This is a genomic window from Ensifer sp. PDNC004, from assembly GCF_016919405.1.
Classification (GTDB): Bacteria; Pseudomonadota; Alphaproteobacteria; order Rhizobiales; family Rhizobiaceae; genus Ensifer.
The window spans coordinates 1,620,823-1,634,360 of the sequence record NZ_CP070353.1 but is presented as its reverse complement, the minus strand read 5'-3'; the positions used below and the strand labels follow the sequence as shown (position 1 = coordinate 1,634,360).

Annotated in this window: 13 protein-coding genes; 9 read left to right on the top strand and 4 right to left on the bottom strand. The window is 63.5% G+C overall.

Annotation, left to right across the window (positions count from 1 at the left end; genetic code table 11):
- The first annotated feature begins 174 nt into the window (after positions 1 to 174).
- A complete protein-coding gene (locus JVX98_RS16195) occupies positions 175 to 1,668 on the top strand; it encodes a leucyl aminopeptidase (protein WP_205239187.1) in 1,494 nt (497 codons plus the stop codon).
- A gap of 41 nt (positions 1,669 to 1,709) precedes the next feature.
- Positions 1,710 to 2,159: a DNA polymerase III subunit chi gene (locus JVX98_RS16190; protein ID WP_205239186.1), complete on the top strand. Its 450-nt coding sequence runs from the start codon at positions 1,710 to 1,712 to the stop codon at positions 2,157 to 2,159.
- 69 nt (positions 2,160 to 2,228) lie between these two features.
- Here the strand turns inward: JVX98_RS16190 and JVX98_RS16185 are convergent, their stop codons facing one another.
- Positions 2,229 to 3,155 (bottom strand): Gfo/Idh/MocA family protein, encoded by a 927-nt coding sequence (locus JVX98_RS16185; RefSeq protein ID WP_205239185.1) that lies wholly within the window; start codon positions 3,153 to 3,155, stop codon positions 2,229 to 2,231.
- Positions 3,156 to 3,382: 227 nt separating this feature from the next.
- Between JVX98_RS16185 and JVX98_RS16180 the strand changes: the two genes are divergently transcribed.
- Positions 3,383 to 4,225: a GNAT family N-acetyltransferase gene (locus JVX98_RS16180; protein WP_205239184.1), complete on the top strand. Its 843-nt coding sequence runs from the start codon at positions 3,383 to 3,385 to the stop codon at positions 4,223 to 4,225.
- Positions 4,226 to 4,255: 30 nt separating this feature from the next.
- Here the strand turns inward: JVX98_RS16180 and JVX98_RS16175 are convergent, their stop codons facing one another.
- Positions 4,256 to 6,145: an ABC-F family ATP-binding cassette domain-containing protein gene (locus JVX98_RS16175; RefSeq protein ID WP_205239183.1), complete on the bottom strand. Its 1,890-nt coding sequence runs from the start codon at positions 6,143 to 6,145 to the stop codon at positions 4,256 to 4,258.
- 311 nt (positions 6,146 to 6,456) lie between these two features.
- On the opposite strand from JVX98_RS16175, the gene JVX98_RS16170 reads away from it, so the two are divergent.
- The 3 genes from JVX98_RS16170 to JVX98_RS16160 all read left to right on the top strand — a co-directional run bounded on the left by JVX98_RS16170 (position 6,457) and on the right by JVX98_RS16160 (position 7,705).
- Complete coding sequence (locus JVX98_RS16170) at positions 6,457 to 6,744, top strand: hypothetical protein (RefSeq protein WP_034803904.1); 288 nt, start codon at positions 6,457 to 6,459, stop codon at positions 6,742 to 6,744.
- Positions 6,745 to 6,887: 143 nt separating this feature from the next.
- Positions 6,888 to 7,163, top strand: a complete 276-nt coding sequence (locus tag JVX98_RS16165; RefSeq protein WP_205239549.1) for a hypothetical protein — start codon at positions 6,888 to 6,890, stop codon at positions 7,161 to 7,163.
- Positions 7,164 to 7,252: 89 nt separating this feature from the next.
- Complete coding sequence (locus JVX98_RS16160; RefSeq protein WP_205239182.1) at positions 7,253 to 7,705, top strand: MarR family winged helix-turn-helix transcriptional regulator; 453 nt, start codon at positions 7,253 to 7,255, stop codon at positions 7,703 to 7,705.
- A gap of 10 nt (positions 7,706 to 7,715) precedes the next feature.
- Here the strand turns inward: JVX98_RS16160 and JVX98_RS16155 are convergent, their stop codons facing one another.
- Positions 7,716 to 8,789, bottom strand: coding sequence for a diguanylate cyclase domain-containing protein (locus JVX98_RS16155; protein WP_205239181.1), 1,074 nt, complete (start codon positions 8,787 to 8,789; stop codon positions 7,716 to 7,718).
- A gap of 278 nt (positions 8,790 to 9,067) precedes the next feature.
- Between JVX98_RS16155 and JVX98_RS16150 the strand changes: the two genes are divergently transcribed.
- Positions 9,068 to 11,668, top strand: a complete 2,601-nt coding sequence (locus JVX98_RS16150; protein WP_205239180.1) for an AMP-binding protein — start codon at positions 9,068 to 9,070, stop codon at positions 11,666 to 11,668.
- Here the strand turns inward: JVX98_RS16150 and JVX98_RS16145 are convergent.
- Positions 11,654 to 12,163, bottom strand: a complete 510-nt coding sequence (locus JVX98_RS16145) for a DinB family protein (RefSeq protein ID WP_205239179.1) — start codon at positions 12,161 to 12,163, stop codon at positions 11,654 to 11,656. The two genes, JVX98_RS16150 and JVX98_RS16145, sit on opposite strands and share 15 nt — an antisense overlap.
- Positions 12,164 to 12,312: 149 nt before the next feature.
- Between JVX98_RS16145 and JVX98_RS16140 the strand changes: the two genes are divergently transcribed.
- Both JVX98_RS16140 and ndk read left to right on the top strand, forming a co-directional pair.
- Complete coding sequence (locus tag JVX98_RS16140; protein ID WP_205239178.1) at positions 12,313 to 13,002, top strand: glutathione S-transferase family protein; 690 nt, start codon at positions 12,313 to 12,315, stop codon at positions 13,000 to 13,002.
- Between the two features lie 102 nt (positions 13,003 to 13,104).
- A complete protein-coding gene (ndk, locus tag JVX98_RS16135; protein ID WP_034803877.1) occupies positions 13,105 to 13,527 on the top strand; it encodes a nucleoside-diphosphate kinase in 423 nt (140 codons plus the stop codon).
- Positions 13,528 to 13,538 lie beyond the last annotated feature (11 nt).

The following is a 13,538-nucleotide window of genomic DNA, read 5'->3' as shown; positions in this document are numbered from 1 at the left end:
ATGCGAATATTTGCCACTGTAACCGCCCGGTAACAGCCCGGCTTGCCATGAGCCCTGCCGTGTCGCCCGGATGCGTTTTGCGGCCTCGATCCCCTTGGGCTGACGCTCGATCCCTCGGAAAGATCCATTCGATCCAAAGGGTTGCGTCCAGACAGGAAATACCCGGAGTTTTCAATGTCGATGAAGTTTGAGTTCACCTTTGCCAAGTCCCACAAGCCGAGCGGCGGCGTCGCCGTTCTGCTGAAGACCGCGGGCGCGTCGGCGGCTGCCGGCGCCGATGTCGCCGACCCCGAGAACGTGGTGGCGAAGGCGGCGAAGATCAAGAAGTTTACCGGCAAGGCGTTCTCCACCCTCGACATCGTCGCGCCGCATGGCTCGCCCGCCGATCGAATCGTCGTGCTCGGTCTTGGAGACGCGGATGCGCTGACGGACCATGACTGGCTGAAGGCCGGCGGTAGCGTTGCAGCGAAGCTCGGTTCGGTCGACAAGGTGACGGTCTTCATCGACGCGGACGACGTCAACGTGACCGGCAAGGCGGCCGCCGACTTCGCGCTCGGCATGGAAATGAATGCCTACGCCTTCGACAGCTACAAGACCAAGAAGGCCGACGACGACGCGAAGTCGTCCGGCAAGCCGACCAAGGTGACGATCGTCACCGGCACGGTCATCGCGGCGAAAAAGGCGTTCACGGCGGCGCAGGCCGTTGCCGAAGGCGTGTTTATCGCCCGCGACCTGGTAAATGAGCCGGCAAACGTGCTCGGCCCGGTCGAGTTTGCCGCCAAGGCGAAGGAGTTGGAAAAGCTCGGCGTCGAGGTGGAGATCCTCACCGAAAAGGAAATGAAGAAGCTCGGCATGGGCGCGCTGCTCGGCGTCGCACAAGGGTCGAGCCGCCCGCCGCGCCTCGTCATCATGCAGTGGAAGGGCGGCAAGTCGAAGGATCGTCCGCTCGCCTTCGTCGGCAAGGGCGTCGTCTTCGACAGCGGCGGCATCTCGATCAAGCCGGCAGCCGGCATGGAGGAGATGAAGGGCGACATGGGGGGGGCCGCAGCCGTCACCGGCCTCATGCACGTGCTCGCCGCCCGTGAAGCCAAGGTCAACGCCATCGGCATCATCGGCCTTGTGGAAAACATGCCCGACGGCAGCGCCCAACGCCCTGGCGATATCGTGACCTCCATGTCCGGCCAGACGATCGAGGTGATCAATACCGACGCCGAGGGCCGTCTCGTGCTTTGCGATGCGCTCTGGTACTGCAACGATCGCTTCAAGCCGCAGGCGATCATCGACCTTGCAACGCTGACCGGCGCCATCATGGTGGCGCTCGCGACACATCATGCCGGCCTGTTCTCCAACGATGACCGCCTAGCGGGGCAGCTTCTAGCCGCCGGTATCGCGACGCACGAGCCCCTGTGGCGCATGCCGCTCGGCCGGGAATACGACAAGATGATCGACAGCAAGTTCGCCGACATGAAGAACACCGGCGGCCGCCATGGCGGCGCGGTGACCGCGGCGCAGTTCCTCAAGCGTTTCGTCAAGGATACCCCCTGGGCGCACCTCGACATCGCCGGAACCGCCATGGGCGCGCCGACCGACGAGGTCAACCAGTCCTGGGGCTCGGGCTTCGGCGTGCGGCTGCTTGATGAACTGGTGCGGGCGAGCTACGAGGCCTGATCGCCAATGCCGGACGTGACACAAGGCGGGAAGAAGTCGGCATGACCGAGATCCTCTTCTATCACCTGACGGAATCGAAGCTGGAAGACGCGCTGCCGCCATTGCTCGACAAGAGTGTCGAGCGTGGCTGGCGGGTGGTCGTGCAGACGATCGATGCCGAGCGGCGCGACGCGCTCGACACGCATCTCTGGGTCTATCGCGACGAGAGCTTCCTGCCGCATGGCACCGACGCCGGGGACTTTGCGGCGGACCAGCCGGTGTTGCTCGTCGCCGACGACGGCAACGCCAATGCGGCGACGGTGCGCTTCGTCATCGATGGCGCAAGCCCGCCTGATGTTTCAGCCTATGAGCGCATCGTCTTCATGTTTGACGGCTACGACCAGGAGCAGCTCGAAGGCGCCCGCGGTCATTGGAAGCGGCTGAAGGGCGAGGGGCACACCTTGACCTATTGGCAGCAGAACCGCGACGGCCGCTGGGAAAAGAAGGCCTGAGTTTACAAACGTCACCAAAAAGCCCGCGGCCGAGACCGCGGGCTTTTTGTTTCCGGCCTGTCCGGAAGATCAGTCGTGGAAGGCCTCGACGAACTTGCGCTTGCCGAGCATGAAGGCATCGGCGACGTGGCGAAGCGGCGCCAGGTCGACGTCGGATTTCCCGGCTTTGACGATCTCGGCGAAGCGCCGGTAGAGCATCGGATATTCCTGCTCCGGTTCCTCATGCACGAGCTTGCCGTCGATGGAGAGCTTGGCGCCGCCCTCCGACAGCACCATCTCGCCACCCGCCGTGCGAGCCACAATGTCCCAGCTCTGCTTGCCGGTCTGGCGCCAGTCGAATTCCGCTGTGACCGGCAGCTTTTGGCCGTCGGTGAAGGTGATGCTGGCGGCGATCGGCGCATCGCGATTCTCGGGGAATTCGAGCACAGCCGAGGTTACGAACAGCGGGCGCGGCAGGATGTGGGTGACGATCGACAATGCGTTGATGCCCGGATCGAAAATCCCGAGGCCCCCGGCCGCCCAGATCCATTCCTGGTTCGGATGCCAGTGGCGCACGTCTTCCTTCCAGATGACCTGGACATCCTTGATCGTCGTGCTTGCCAGGAAGGACTTTGCCGCTTCCACGGCCGGCGCGTAGCGAGAGTGCCAGCTTGCAAACAGCGACAACCCCTTCGATGCGGCCAGCGCCTCGAGGTCCGCCACTTCGCTGAGTGTGGCGCCCGGCGGCTTTTCCAGGAAAACGTGCTTGCCGGCGTCGAGTGCGACGCGCGCCGCCTCGTAGCGATATTGCGGCGGCATGCAGAGCGACACGGCTTCGATCGCAGGCACAGCTTGGAGCATCGCCTCGATCGACTTGAAATTGTCGATGCCATCGACCGTCCCATGCCGGCTCGCGGCGGCAATCAGCTGATAGTCGCCGTTCTTGGCGATCGCGGGCAGGTGCTGGTCGCGAACGATCTTGCCGATGCCGACAAGCGCAATTTTGATGGGGGCCATGGTGTTCCGCTCGATTTGTATGACTTATTGTCGGTTCTTGTAGCAGATTGCGCACCGGGAGCAAGCGGCCGCCCACCGGCCAGACCAAGACATCTATGTCGACGAAATCGACAGATTGTCATTCCCTCTCAACGCCGCCGCACTAACTTTACCGGCGGACGTGCGGTGCCCTCCCGTCAGCCGAACGGACGATGGGGCGGTCTCACCGCTTGAAAGGGGAGTGAACGATGCAGCAGCAGATCCGTCGGGCAAGCCGAGCCGACCTCGACGTCATGATCGAGTGGGCCGCGGAGGAGGGGTGGAACCCCGGTCTCGGCGACGCAGGGCCTTTTTGGGCGGCCGACCCGGAGGGGTATTGGGTTGCGGAGGGGGTAGAGGGACCGGTCGCGGCGATCTCGCTGGTGCGATACAACGAAAATTACGGCTTTCTCGGCTTCTACATCACCCGGCCGGATCACCGTGGCAGGGGCATCGGCCGGCAGCTGTGGCAACAGGCGATCTCGGCTGCCGATCGGCGCATCGTCGGCCTGGACGGTGTGGTCGCGCAGCAGGAGAACTATAGCCGGTCCGGCTTCGCCTACGCCCACGCGAACATCCGCTACGGCGCCATCATCGACGTGGTCGAGCCGCCGGGCGCGGATCTCCTGGAGGTCGCGCCGGTGCACATGCCGCTCCTCGTCGACTATGATCGCCGCTTCGTTCCGGCGCGTCGCGAGGTTTTTCTGCGCGAGTGGCTGAAGTCGAGCGACGGCCGGCGCAGCGTCTTGTTGCTGCGCGACGGCGCGGTTGCGGCCTATGGGACCATCCGGGCCTGCCGCAATGGATTCAAGATCGGGCCGCTGTTTTCCGATACCGAGACCGGCGCCGATCTGGTCTTTCGCAAGCTTGCCGCCGGCGTCAACGGCAGCGATGTCTATCTCGACATCCCCGAACCGAACGCCTCGGCCAAGGCGCTTTGCGATCGCTACAATCTGAAGCCCGTGTTTGAAACCGCGCGCATGTATCGTGGACCGGATCCCGGTTTACCGCTGGCGCGGATCTACGGAATCACCACCTTCGAGCTGGGTTGACGGAGGCGAGGCGACCGCCGGGCCGGCTTATCAGCCGGCCATCGCATCTTCATATTCTGCGGAAAGCTCGAGCCATTGCTCTTCGGCGTGGGCGAGTTTTGCTGCCGCGTCGGAGCGTTCCTTGGCCTTCTGCGCAGCCTTGGCCGGCGACTTTTCGTAGAGCGCCGGATCGGCAAGTTCCACATCAAGTGCCTGAATCAGTTTCTCCAGCTTTCCGGTCAAGGATTCGATTTCATTGATCTTCTTGCGGAGCGGCGCCAGCGAGGCACGCTTGTCGGCATTGACCTTGCGCTGGTCCGCCTTCGAAAGACTGTCGTCGACGCCCGTCGGCCTCGGCTTCTCGTCCTTCGCCTTGGGGCCGCCGACGATCAGGCTGCGGTAATCCTCGAGGTCGCCGTCATAGCTCGTCACGGTACCGTCGCGCACCAGCCACAGCCGGTCTGCCGTCGCCTCGATCAGGTGCCGGTCGTGCGAGATCAGGATCACGGCACCGGAATAGTCGTTGAGCGCGGTGATCAGTGCGTTGCGGCTGTCGATGTCGAGGTGGTTGGTCGGCTCGTCGAGGATCAGCAGGTTCGGCGCGTCGAAGGCGGCAAGGCCCATCAGCAGCCGCGCCTTTTCGCCGCCGGAGAGATCCTTGGCGGGCGTTTCCATCTTTTCCGTTGCAAGCCCCATCTGCGCCACGCGCGAGCGCACCTTTGCTTCCGGTGCTTCCGGCATACGCCGGCGCACATGCTCGACAGCACTTTGCGTCGGGATCAGGTCATCGAGCTGATGCTGGGCAAAGAAGCCGACCTTGAGATTGGGTGCGATCTTCAGTTCGCCGGATTCCGGCGCAAGGCGGCCGGAGATGAACTTGGCGAAAGTGGACTTGCCGTTGCCGTTCGAGCCGAGCAGGGCGATGCGGTCGTCCGTATCGATCCGGAGGTTCAAACGCTTGAGGATCGGCTTGCCGGGCTCGTAGCCGACGGTGCCGCCGGTGACGGCAATGATCGGCGAAGCGGCTTCCTTCTCGGGGTCAGGGAAGGAGAAGCCCTGGACATGGTCTTCGATCACGGCCGCAATCGTGCCCATGCGCTCCAGCGCCTTGACGCGGCTTTGCGCCTGGCGTGCCTTGGTGGCCTTGGCCTTGAAGCGGTCGATGAAGCTCTGCAGGTGCTTCCGTGCCGCGTCGTTCTTGGCTTTCGCCTTCATCTGCAGTTCGTCGGCTTCCGCCTTCTGCCGCTCGAACTGGTCGTAGGGGCCGCGATAGAAGGTGAGCTTCTTCTGGTCGAGATGCACGATGGCGTTGACCGCGGTGTTCAAGAGGTCGCGGTCGTGGCTGATGATGATGACCGTGTGCGGATAGCGGCGGATGTAATCCTCCAGCCACAGCGTGCCTTCGAGGTCGAGATAGTTGGTCGGCTCGTCGAGCAGCAGCAAATCCGGCTCGGAAAAGAGCACGCCCGCAAGCGCCACCCGCATCCGCCAGCCACCGGAAAACGACGAGGCGGGACGCAGCTGTGCTTCGTGGTCGAAGCCGAGGCCGGCGAGAATGCTCGCAGCACGCGCTTCCGCCGAGTGGGCACCGATGTCGGCAAGCCGGGTCTGGATCTCGGCAATCCGGTGCGGATCGGTCGCAGTCTCGGCTTCGGCGACCAGCGCAGTGCGCTCCTTGTCGGCCTTGAGCACGATCTCGATCAGCGGTTCTTCTGTGCCGGGCGCTTCCTGCGCCACCTGGCCGATGCGCGCGTTCTTCGGTAGCGCGATCGTGCCCGCTTCCGACGCGAATTCGCCGGTTATGATGCGAAACAGCGTGGACTTGCCAGCGCCGTTTCGGCCCACGAGCCCCGCCTTCGTGCCCGCCGGAAGCGTCACGGATGCGTTTTCGATGAGGAGACGTCCCGCGATGCGGGCGGAAAGGCCGGAAATCTGGATCATTGCGGCCTTTTGCCCGGACTTGGCCTTGAAGGCAAGAGGCGTCGGCGTGCTGTTGCCATCGCTGTGGCGGTCCGGGAATTCAAGAGGCCATTGTTATCGATTTTTGAACAAGGCGTTCCGACTATCGATACTACACATCCTCATCGTGAGGGACCATCTCAATAACGGAAGGGCGGGGAACGCTCTTCTGACCGCCTCGATCGACCGAACGCCAGTGGCAGAGGCCCCGCGTTCCGAGGGACGATCGATCCGGCCAAGGACATTTTGATGAAACCTCGTTCAGCCGAACGAGCCTCCCAGGAGTGAAGACCATGAAAACCGCAATCCAGACCGCTCTTTCCGCCGCTCTCGTTGCAACCGCTATCCTCGGTGGCGCTTCCGCTGCCTTCGCCGGCGGCAGCTATTATGAAGGTGTCAGCCCGACGCCGCTCTACACCGAGCGCACGCCTGCCGTTACCGGCAAGTCGTCCTTCACCATCGGCAGCTCCGAAGCCGGCTATGTCGATCGCACCAACACCGGCTCGGTCGCGAACTTCAGCGTCGCGCCGAAGAGCGTGATCGGCGGCGAAGGCGAATACTACCAGGGCATTTCGCGCTAACCGCGATGAATGAGGGGGCGCGGGCTTTCGCCCGCACCCCATTTCAAGGGATTTGATGGATCACCGTGATGATCCTATGAGGCGATCCCAAGCGCCTAGAGGGGCTCAGCCCCAACCTTACATCTCCACCAAGGAACAGATCGATGAAGAAGTCCTTTGCCGCAGTTCTCGTTGCGGCCGCCATGCTCGGCGGCGCGTCTGCGGCCGTTGCCGGCGGCAGCTACTATGAGGGTGTGAGCTCCACGCCGCTCTTTACCGGTCGCGCCGAGGCTTCCGCCGGCGCCGGTGTGACCGCGACCGCAAGCCGCGGCGACTATTATGCCGGCATTGAAGACAAAACCGTCGACACGACGGCAACCGGCGCGATCGCCAATGGCGGCGCCAAGGCTTTCGGCCAGGCCGATCAAAACAAGCAGTAAGTCACGCCAGACGGTTGACCGAACAACCCGGTCCCGCCACGCGGGGCCGGGTTGTTTCGTTTTGGCGTTGCCAAATGAGGTACATTGCCATGACAGAAAAAGTCGAAGTCGCCGAGCGGCTCTTCGAGCTCTACCACTGCGTTCATCGCCTGGTGAACGCGTCCATGTCGGAGGAAGGCGTTTCGCTCGCGCGCAGCAAATTCCTGTTTTATCTGAACACGCTTGGCCCCTGTCGCTGCGCGGATATCGCCGCTGCGCTCGGCTTTGCGGCCAGAACCGTCACCGAAGCAATCGATGGCCTGGAGCGGGACGGCATGGTCCTGCGCGAACCGGATCCGGAAGACCGCCGCGCGAAGATCATCTCGATCACCGACCGCGGCCGGCTGGCGCTGGAGGCGGCACTGCAGCCGCGCCATCGCACGATCGATGAACTGTTCTCGGCGCTCGACGATTGTGAACGCACAGAACTCTTTCGCCTGCTCGGCTGTCTGCGCGAGAAGGCGTCGGAGATCGACGACAGCCGTCAGCCGGCCGCCGCCTGAGGCAAGATCGTCAGGCGGCGCTCTGGCCGTAGGGCCTGCCGCGGCCGAGGGCCGCTGAATAGCAGAGGATGCCGGCGCCATCGCGGGCGCCGGTAAGGGCTTGTTCCGCCTGGGACAGCAGATCGGCGCTGGTCGATGCCGGTTGCGCAAGTGTGATACCGGCCGCAAGCGAAAGCGTCTCGGCGGTGTGCGCCCGTCCGGGAAGGGTGACTGTCAGCTCCTGCACGGACTGTCGCAGACGCCGGGCAATGGCCTCGGCATTTTCGGCGCTGACATCGCGGCACAGGAAGGCAAACTCCTGCTGGCCAACGCGAGCGACGAAATCGTCCTTCTTGATCGACTTGCGAAACAGCGCCGAGAGCTTGGCAAGCGCCTTGGCGGCAGCCGCGCCGCCGTGGTGCTCCGCCACCTCGCGCAGCCCCTCCACCGAGACGAGAAGCAGGGCGACCGGCTGGTCCGTCCGCTCCGTTTCGAGGATCGAGTCGAGCTTGGTCGTCAGCGCCAAGCGGTTCGGCAGGCCTGTGGCCGGGTCGCGGGTCAGGGATCGCCGGCTTTCGGCAAGCTCGCCTTCGAGTTCGGCGAGATGTGTCATGCTGGTTTCCAGCGCCTGCTGGAGAGCACCTTCTTCATTGGTCAAACGGCCGGCCGCTTCCCGCAGTCGCGCGGCATCGTCGGCGAATTCGGACATGCCAGCAACGGGGTCCGCGGCCAGGCGCCCGGTGAAATGATCGAGTTCATCCTTGAAGCTCTGCTTCTGCAACAGGGAGAGCCTGAGCTTTTCGGCGATCTCGGCTAGCGCTTGCTGGCCGGCGGCTCTCGCCCGGTCTGCGGCAAGTGCTGCATGGGAGACGAGGTGATGCCTCAGGCCGACGGCATCCAGCGCATCCTGCTGCGGATTGTTTCCGAGCGCGGCGAGTTCCCGGGAAAGCTGCGGCAGGCGGCCGGACAGTGCCTCGTAGAAAAGCTCGTAGTTGCGGGGCAGGGCCGCGATGCCGTGCGCCGACATCGCATGCGCCACCTTCAGAATGATCGCCGCCTGCCTCGCCTGCGTTCGGCTGGCATGCGCTGGAACTTGCCTGTTCATTCTGTCTTGGCCCCCGCTGCCGTCTCGATCTCTCGCTCGATAAGTCGCCACTATGAGAAGGCCGCATTTAAGGGAGTCTGAAGATTTGGGACCGCGGGCGATTTCCGCCCGGTATGGTTGCTAAATTCCATCCGCCCGCGGTGGTTCGCAACCGCATGTCGCAGGGCAATGGATGGTCGCCAACCGTCGCCATCTTTATACTTGACGCCTTTAGTCACCAATTATATTCGGCGCTGCTAAATCGGGCGTCGAGCCCGGGCAAACAGCGACGGTCAAGCATGTCCCTCTCGTTCATTGCGGATCTGGCAAAATGGGGCGATCGGCCGGCGCTGGTCTTTTCCGCGCAACGGATCGTCACCTATCGCGAACTCCTCGAGCGGGTGACCCGCCAGGCGCTTGCCTTTCGCGGCCCGCGCGGGCTGGTGACGATCGAGGCCGAGCTTTGCGAACACGCGATTGTCGCCTATCTGGCAGCGCTCGCGGCCGGGCATGCGGGCGCCATGCAGGCCCCGAAGAAAGGCGCGGCCGGGTCCTGGGTCGATGCCTTCGAGCCAGACTTCGGCTTCCGTCGCATCGATGGCCGCTGGCGCACGGAGCATCTGCGACAAGGCGACAGGGCGCCCCATGACGAACTCGCCGTCATGCTCTCGACCTCGGGCAGCACCGGTTGCGGCAAGGCTGTGCGCCTCTCTCGGGAAAACGTTTCGGCCAACGCGGTGGCGATCGCGGACTATCTGGGCCTCACGGCGGAAGATCGCGGTTGCCTGATCCTGCCTCTTCATTATTCCTACGGCCTGTCGGTGCTGAATTCTCACCTCGTCGTTGGCGCCAGCCTCTATATTCCCGCCGGCTCCATCCTCGATGCCGGTTTTCTCGATGGCCTGGCGGAAAGCGGCAGCACGAACCTTTCGGGCGTACCCTATTCCTACGAGCTGCTGGAAAAGGTGGGCTTCCGCGATCGGCGGTTCCCGCACCTGCGTTTCATGGCCGTTGCCGGTGGCCGTATGAGCCCAGACGTCATCCGTCTCTATAACGAGCACCTCGGCACCCAGGGGTCGGCTTTCTTCGCCATGTACGGCCAGACCGAAGCCACCGCCCGCATCGCCTATGTGCCGCCGGCTAAGCTTGCCGGCAACGAGGACAGGATCGGCGTCGCCATTCCCGGTGGACGCCTTCTGATCGAAAACGAGAGCGGCGCGCCGATCGAAATCGACGGCGTGGCCGGCGAGCTCGTCTACCGTGGCCGGAACGTCATGATGGGCTATGCCACATCGCGAGACGATCTTGGCCGCGGTGCCGATCTTGCCGAACTGCGCACCGGCGATCTTGCGATGCGCCATGCTGACGGCTTGTTCCAGATCGTTGGCCGGATGAAGCGCATCTCCAAGATCGCCGGGCTCAGGATCGCGCACGACGTGCTGGAAGCGGGGCTCGAAGCGCGCGGCATCACCGCTGCCGTCGTCGGCGACGATGCCGGCCTTCACGCCTTTTACGCCGGCAGCCGCGATGCCGAAGAGATCAGACGGTACCTGGCGCAGGCAAGCGGGCTGACTTTGGCCCATCTGAAGGCGACGCCCCTTGCCGAGATGCCGCGGTTTGCCAGCGGCAAGATCGACTACAACGCGCTGAACATGGCGGCCCGCCAGGCGGCTGCCAGCAGCGACGACGACAGCGGCGGTATTGAAGGACTCTTCGCCCAGGCCTTCTATCCGAAGCGGGTGAAACGCTCCGACAGCTTTGTCTCGCTCGGTGGTGATTCCCTGCGATTCGTTCAGCTGTCGATCGGCCTGGAAAAGGCGCTCGGACAAGTTCCTGATGCCTGGGAGACCTGGCCGATCGCCACGCTATCGCTCCAGGAACGGCGCGAGACCACCACGCGACGGATCGGCACGGACCTCTTGGTCCGCGCGCTTGCCATTTTTCTGGTCGTCCTGCACCACGAGCTCCTGTGGCCGATCCCCGGCGGGTCGGCGGCCATGGTCGTCCTCGCCGGCTTCAGCCTCGCGCGGTTCCAGATGGGACCGCTGCTTGCAGGCGACGGCTGGGCGATCTTGCGGCCGCTCGCGCAGGTGCTGATCCCCTATTACCTGATCGTTGCAGCCTATGCGGTCGCCTGGGGTGAGGTGCCCTGGGCCTCAGTCTTCCTCGTCGGTAATTTCGGCCTGGCCCTGCCGGAGACGCACGGCATGGTGCCCTATCTCTACTGGTTCATTGAAGCCTATTGCCAGATGATGCTCGTCTTCGTCGGGCTCTTTGCCATACCGCAGTTCCGGCGGTTCGTGTCGGCACAACCATTTGCCGCCGGCATGACCCTGCTGCTGGCCGCGCTTGTCGCCCGGCTGGCGCTGCCGCTCGTCTGGCCGATCGGCAACCGCCAGATCTTCACGCTGCCATGGATTTTCTATCTCGCCGTAATCGGCTGGTGCACTGCCGTTGCCGAAACAGCCAGGCAGCGGCTGCTGCTGATGCTGACTGGGACCGGCGCCTTCCTGTTCTTCGGTCTCTACGAAGGGGTCTGGATCGGCACGAAGATCAAGTATCTCCTGCAGATCTGCGTCCTGGCAGCGCTGCTTTACCTTCCGCGTGTCAGTCTGCCGCGCTGGTCGGCCCAGCTCATCTTGCCCCTGTCGGCGGCGGGCTTCCACATCTACATCCTGCACCGCTTCGTGCCGGAGTTGCTGATCTTGCCACTGCAGCCGGCCTTGCCGCCGGCTGTTTTTTCGCTGCTGTCGATTGTTGGCGGCGTCGCGCTCGGCCTTGCCGTGTGGTTCGGCCAGCGCCAGCTCTTGAAGGCGCTCGCCGCGTGGCGGGAACGTGAGGCCCGGCCACTGCGGCTGTTCGGCATCGAGGCGTTGCGCTTGCCGCTACGCCCACTGTGACCCTTGCGTTCTTAGAAACTGGGCGAGGTCCAGTATCAGCGACGGGCGCCCGAGCGCGGTGAGCGTCGCGTGCGCCTGACCGCGATGGTGGGTCTGGTGGTTGAAGAAGTGCCCGAGCGTCGGTGCCAGCTTCTGCGTGACGGCCGTCGGATTGGTGAGCGTCTTGTAGCTCAGGATAGCGCCAAGGCGCGCGTCGCTGAGGCTATCGATCCAGGCAATGATGCGTTCGTCCTCGACTGAGCGCGCGGCGGTGAGGGCGGCGAGGTCGTCGTGCAGGGTGGTATCGAGCGAAGGCGGGGTATCACCTTCGCCCGTGAAGCGCTTCATCCAGATGCGGTCGGCAACGAGGATATGATTGAGGGTGGAAAGCAGCGAGCCGAAAAAGGCGCCGCGGTTTTCCCGCAGTTCGGCATCGGTCAACTCCGCAGCAGCGGTATAGACGAGGCGGTTCGCCCAGCGGTTATAGTCGGCGAACATGCGAAAGTGATCGAGCATCGGCTACCTTTCTGGTGGCTGCGGTTTGCGGGTGGCGACGCTAACCCGGAACCGCATTCCTGTGGCTGATATCATTCATGAAATTTACTGATTTGATGACGCGGCGGATATGTCGTTCAAGGGGATGACAATCGTCCCGGAGGGTTCGCATGACAAGGAAGCTCTATTCGCTGTGTGGGTCCGACAGGGCGCGTCCCTTCTCGCCGCATGTGTGGAAGATCGCGATGTCGCTGGCCCACAAGGGGCTCGAGTTCGACACCGTGCCGATCGGGTTCACCGAAATCCGGGCGGTCGAGGACGGGGCGACGAACCTGGTGCCGTTGCTGCGGGACGGTGAAACGCTGGTGAAGGACAGCTTCGAGATCGCCCTCTATCTCGAACGGACCTATGCGGACCGGCCGGCGCTCTTCGCCGGCGAGGGGGCGATGGCGATCTCGCGCTTCGTCGAGGGCTGGTCGCAGACAACGCTGCATCCGGCCATCACCCGCATCATCATAAGGGATATTCACGACCGGCTGGATTCCGTCGATCAGGCCTATTTCCGCGAAAGCCGGGAAAAGCGCTTCGGCACGTCGCTCGAAGCGGTGGCCGAAAGCGGCGGATCCTCGCTCGCAACTTTCTCGGAAAAGCTCGAGCCTTTGCGCCATCTGCTCAAGTTTCAGGACTTTCTGGGTGGTGCAACGCCGCTTTTCGCCGACTACATCGTCTTCGGGGCGTTTCAGTGGGCGCGCATCGTTTCGCCGCAACGCCTGCTTCAGCCGGGTGACACCGTGACCGCCTGGTTCGAACGCTGCCTCGATCTCCATGACGGGCTCGGGCGCAGTGTGACGGCTGCGTGAAACCCGCCTGGCCCAAGCCGAATCATCGGTGAACCCCCTTGTTTTGCGCGGAATTGGCGGCTAATGAACCGCCACTTCTCAAGAAACAAGGGATTTGAGCCAATGGCTATTGAACGTACCTTCTCGATGATCAAGCCGGACGCGACCAAGCGCAACCTGACCGGCGCCATCACCAAGATGCTCGAAGACGCCGGCCTGCGCGTCGTCGCATCCAAGCGCGTCTGGATGAGCCGTCGCGAAGCCGAAGGCTTCTACGCCGTTCACAAGGAACGTCCGTTCTTCGGCGAACTGGTTGAGTTCATGTCCTCCGGCCCGACGATCGTTCAGGTTCTCGAAGGCGAAAACGCAATTGCCAAGAACCGCGAAGTCATGGGCGCCACCAACCCGGCAAACGCTGACGAAGGCACGATCCGCAAGGTTCACGCTCTGTCGATCGGCGAAAACTCGGTTCACGGTTCGGACGCTCCGGAAACCGCTGCTGAAGAAATCGCTTACTGGTTCTCGGGCACCGAGATCGTCGGCTGATTCAAAATCTT

Excerpts from the sequence above, each read along its gene's own strand:
- JVX98_RS16175 (WP_205239183.1), bottom strand. The coding sequence starts at position 6,145 with ATGATCCAGATTTCCGGCCTTTCCGCCCGCATCGCGGGACGTCTCCTC.
- JVX98_RS16160 (WP_205239182.1), top strand. The coding sequence starts at position 7,253 with ATGACAGAAAAAGTCGAAGTCGCCGAGCGGCTCTTCGAGCTCTACCAC.
- JVX98_RS16180 (WP_205239184.1), top strand. The coding sequence starts at position 3,383 with ATGCAGCAGCAGATCCGTCGGGCAAGCCGAGCCGACCTCGACGTCATG.
- JVX98_RS16145 (WP_205239179.1), bottom strand. The coding sequence starts at position 12,163 with ATGCTCGATCACTTTCGCATGTTCGCCGACTATAACCGCTGGGCGAAC.
- JVX98_RS16190 (WP_205239186.1), top strand. The coding sequence starts at position 1,710 with ATGACCGAGATCCTCTTCTATCACCTGACGGAATCGAAGCTGGAAGAC.
- JVX98_RS16185 (WP_205239185.1), bottom strand. The coding sequence starts at position 3,155 with ATGGCCCCCATCAAAATTGCGCTTGTCGGCATCGGCAAGATCGTTCGC.
- ndk (WP_034803877.1), top strand. The coding sequence starts at position 13,105 with ATGGCTATTGAACGTACCTTCTCGATGATCAAGCCGGACGCGACCAAG.
- JVX98_RS16140 (WP_205239178.1), top strand. The coding sequence starts at position 12,313 with ATGACAAGGAAGCTCTATTCGCTGTGTGGGTCCGACAGGGCGCGTCCC.
- JVX98_RS16155 (WP_205239181.1), bottom strand. The coding sequence starts at position 8,789 with ATGAACAGGCAAGTTCCAGCGCATGCCAGCCGAACGCAGGCGAGGCAG.
- JVX98_RS16170 (WP_034803904.1), top strand. The coding sequence starts at position 6,457 with ATGAAAACCGCAATCCAGACCGCTCTTTCCGCCGCTCTCGTTGCAACC.
- JVX98_RS16165 (WP_205239549.1), top strand. The coding sequence starts at position 6,888 with ATGAAGAAGTCCTTTGCCGCAGTTCTCGTTGCGGCCGCCATGCTCGGC.
- JVX98_RS16150 (WP_205239180.1), top strand. The coding sequence starts at position 9,068 with ATGTCCCTCTCGTTCATTGCGGATCTGGCAAAATGGGGCGATCGGCCG.
- JVX98_RS16195 (WP_205239187.1), top strand. The coding sequence starts at position 175 with ATGTCGATGAAGTTTGAGTTCACCTTTGCCAAGTCCCACAAGCCGAGC.